The sequence below is a fragment of the Xaviernesmea rhizosphaerae genome, from assembly GCF_001938945.1.
In the GTDB taxonomy this organism is placed as follows: domain Bacteria; phylum Pseudomonadota; class Alphaproteobacteria; order Rhizobiales; family Rhizobiaceae; genus Xaviernesmea; species Xaviernesmea rhizosphaerae.
This window is the reverse complement of record NZ_MKIO01000023.1, coordinates 1-3,624: the sequence shown is the minus strand read 5'-3', so window position 1 is coordinate 3,624 and position 3,624 is coordinate 1. Positions and strand designations below refer to the sequence as shown.

Annotated in this window: 1 protein-coding gene and 3 pseudogenes; all 4 read right to left on the bottom strand. The window is 61.4% G+C overall.

The genetic code is table 11. The annotated features are described in order from the left end of the window. Positions 1-936 (bottom strand): HAMP domain-containing protein (locus tag BJF92_RS07190; RefSeq protein ID WP_158032209.1); only part of this gene is annotated, 936 nt, incomplete at its 3' end. Between the two features lie 188 nt (positions 937-1,124). Further along, positions 1,125-1,583: pseudogene (locus BJF92_RS07185) on the bottom strand (methyl-accepting chemotaxis protein); the annotation flags it as partial. 4 nt (positions 1,584-1,587) lie between these two features. Then, positions 1,588-2,466 (bottom strand): annotated as a pseudogene (locus tag BJF92_RS26450) (methyl-accepting chemotaxis protein); the annotation flags it as partial. A 105-nt stretch (positions 2,467-2,571) separates the two neighbouring features. Then, positions 2,572-3,330: pseudogene (locus BJF92_RS26445) on the bottom strand (MCP four helix bundle domain-containing protein); the annotation flags it as partial. Positions 3,331-3,624 lie beyond the last annotated feature (294 nt).

Sequence of the window (3,624 nt, the reverse complement as noted above, 5' to 3'; positions counted from 1 at the left end):
GACATTGTCGGAGGCGGCGAGCGCATCGCCGACCACGCCGCGCAGGCGGTGGACCATGGTTTCCAGCGCGATGCCGAGCGTATCCTTGTCCGACATCGGCTTGACGTTGACGGTCAGGTCGCCGCCGGAGATGCGGCTGGCCACGCTTGCCGTCTCGCGCAGGTTGCCGGTCATGACATTGATCGTGTCGACCAGATCCTTGATCTCGTCATTGGTCTTGACCTCGACATTCTGATCGAGATCGCCGATGGCCACGGCTTCGGCCGCCTGCTTGATCTTGCGCAGTCCTGAATTGATGCTCATCGCGATCCAGGCGGCGATGGCAACCGACAGCACCAGGAGAACGGCGACGCTGCCGATCAGCAGATTGCGCGAGAGCGCATATTCCTGATCCGTGGCGTCATTGGTCTGGTTGAGATCGAGAATGATCGCCTCGTTGATCGTCTTGACAGCATCGACCATGTCATTGGTCACCTTGCGTGACTCGCCCATGGAGATATCGGCTGCCTGCTTGTCGGCGGCTTCCGTATTGATCTGCGCGAGCTTCACGACCTGATCGTCGAGCTGCTGCCATCTGGCGTAGAGCGCCGAAAAGCTGGCCATCTTTTCCAGGACGGCGGGATTGCGCGTGACCTGTGATATCCTCTGAACCGACGCGTTGATCTCATCCTTGTGGTGATTGATCTGGTCGCGGAAGCTATCGATCAGCTGCGGGTCGCTGCTCAGAACGATATTCTTCTCGAAGCGCACGGCATTGAGCACGGCGGTCGACAGATCGGTGGAATTGCGCAGGTTCGTCGCGGGTCCATCGACGATGCGCGCGATCGCTGTGTTCAACGAGGCCAATTGCGTGATGGAAATTCCGGCCATGCCGATTGCCAGCAGGATAATGAGGCCAAAGGCCAAGGTCAGCTTTAACTTGATGGTGAAACGCACTGAAAAAACCCCCATGGTGCGAATGCGATCAAAAAATTGCTTGGCGAAGATCGCCCGATTGTTGCTGAAGGACCGATGCATTCACCCCTTGCAACCCCGGTAGGCCGGTTGTTTACGCCGGCTCCCCATGGCCGGCGCTGGCGTCAGCGCATGTCTTTATGCGCTGACGCGAGATAGGCGGCAGGCGCTCAGGCGCTGACGCGGAAGTCGTCGTCATCCTCGTCCGGCCCGCCCATATCGAGCGCGAAGCCTTTGACGCGGGCCTGCTGGGCAGCCACTGTCTGGCGGCCGGCGGCAGGAGCTGCTGCGGCGGGCTTGCGCTTTGCAGGGGCTGAGACCGGAGCCGGTGCGGCCTTGGCGCGAGCGGGGGCTGCGGCGGGACGTGCACCCTGCCGGGCGGCTGCCTGGCTCTGCTCGACCTTGAAGAAGGCGATCGAGGCCTGCAGCTCCTCGGCCTGGGCAGCCAGTTCTTCCGACGTCGCCGACATTTCTTCAGACGCCCCGGCATTCTGCTGGGTGACCTTGTCCAGCTGCTGGATCGCCTCGTTGATCTGTGAGGCGCCGATGTCCTGTTCACGGCAGGCGGCCGAGATCTCCGAGACCAGTTCGGCAGTCTTGCGGATGTCGGGCACCAGACGGTTCAGCATCNTTCTGCTGGGTGACCTTGTCCAGCTGCTGGATCGCCTCGTTGATCTGTGAGGCGCCGATGTCCTGTTCACGGCAGGCGGCCGAGATCTCCGAGACCAGTTCGGCAGTCTTGCGGATGTCGGGCACCAGACGGTTCAGCATCTCGCCGGCCTCGGTCGCCACCTGAACGGTGTCACCTGATAGCGCCGAGATTTCGGCGGCGGCGGACTGTGAGCGCTCGGCCAGCTTGCGCACTTCGGACGCCACGACCGCGAAGCCCTTGCCGTGCTCGCCGGCGCGTGCGGCTTCCACCGCTGCATTCAGCGCGAGCAGGTCGGTCTGGCGGGCGATTTCCTGGACGATGGAGATCTTCTCGGCAATGGTGCGCATGGCGCCGACGGCACGATTGACGGCCTGGCCGGAGGCCTCGGCATCCTTGGCGGACTGGCGGGCGATCTTCTCGGTCTGGGCGGCGTTGTCGGCATTCTGCTTGATGTTGGCGGCCATCTCCTCCATCGAGGCCGAGGCTTCTTCAGCCGACGAGGCCTGCTCGGTGGCACCTTGGCTGACCTGTTCGGACGCCGAAGACAGTTCCTGGCTGCCGGAGGAGACATTGTCGGAGGCGGCGAGCGCATCGCCGACCACGCCGCGCAGGCGGTGGACCATGGTTTCCAGCGCGATGCCGAGCGTGTCCTTGTCCGACATCGGCTTGACGTTGACGGTCAGGTCGCCATTGGCGATGGTTTCGGCAACCCGGGCGGTCTCGCGCAGATTGGTCACCATGCTCTTCATGGCGATGCCGAGCGTGTCCTTGTCGGAGAGCGGCGTGACGTCCCTGGTCAGGTCGCCGAGCGCGATCTGACTGGCCGAAGCCGCCGTCTCGCGCAGATTGGTCACCATGCTCTTCATGGCAATGCCGAGGCTGTCGCGCTCTGACAGGGGCTTCACGTCAACCGCCAGATTGCCGAAGGAAATTTCAGTGGCAACCGCAGCAGTGGCACGCAGATTGCCGGTCATGACGTTGATTTTCCCGATCAGATCCTTGATTTCGTCGTTGGTCGTGATCTCGATGGTCTGATCGAGGTCGCCGAGCGCGACGGCGTCGGCGGCAACGGTGATCTTCTTCAGGCCGCGGCTGATGCCGATGGCGATCCAGGAAGCAGCGATCAGCGCGATCAGCGTAGCGCCGCCAGCCAGGGCGAAAAGCAGATTGCGCGTCGTGTCGAAGAGTTCCGCATTGGCATCCCGGGCGCTCTGCATGGCAACCTTCTGGACGCCGATCAGCTTGCCGATCGATTGCCCCATGGCGGTGGCGATGTCGCGCAGCTTGCCATTGGAAAGCTCGATCGCTTCGTCCAGTTTGCCGCTGGCCTGAAGCGAATACAACTCCGCGGCAACCGTCTTGAAGGTGGCGGCGTCGTTCACGACGGCTTCCCAATAGGGCTTGCCTTGCGGGGATGCGATCTCGAAACCGGATTTGGCGACCGTGATCAGCTCGTCGTTCAGCGCGTTGCTCGAGGTCATGTATCGGTTGACCTCATCCGGCGTCCGGCTCAGAAGCGCATTCTTCTGGGCTCTGATGGTTTCGGACATCTTGCCGGACGCCGTCAGCGCATATTCCAGCCGCAACACCGGACCTTCGATGACGTCGGTAGAAGAACGGTTGATCGTTGAGAGGCTGGATACGCCGTAAAGTGTCATTGCGATCAAAAGGCCGATTGTCACGCCGAAAGCCATGATCAGCTTCGATTTAATCGTCAATCGCATGTCATGCCCCTATCAAGAGAAGTCGTGTCGTTTTTCCTCGATAGCCAATATAGGCGAAAATAGTTACAAATTTCTCGATGGAGTTTGCTTATACTGAAATATGAATACCGCCACTGTCTTGCGACAGTGGCGGCGAAGCATGGATAATGTCTACTTAAGATTTAGACAGGCTATGCGCTCTGCCGGAAGTCGTCGTCATCCTCGTCCGGCCCGCCCATATCGAGCGCGAAGCCTTTGACGCGGGCCTGCTGGGCAGCCACCGTCTGGCGGCCGGCGGCAGGGGCAGCAGCGGCG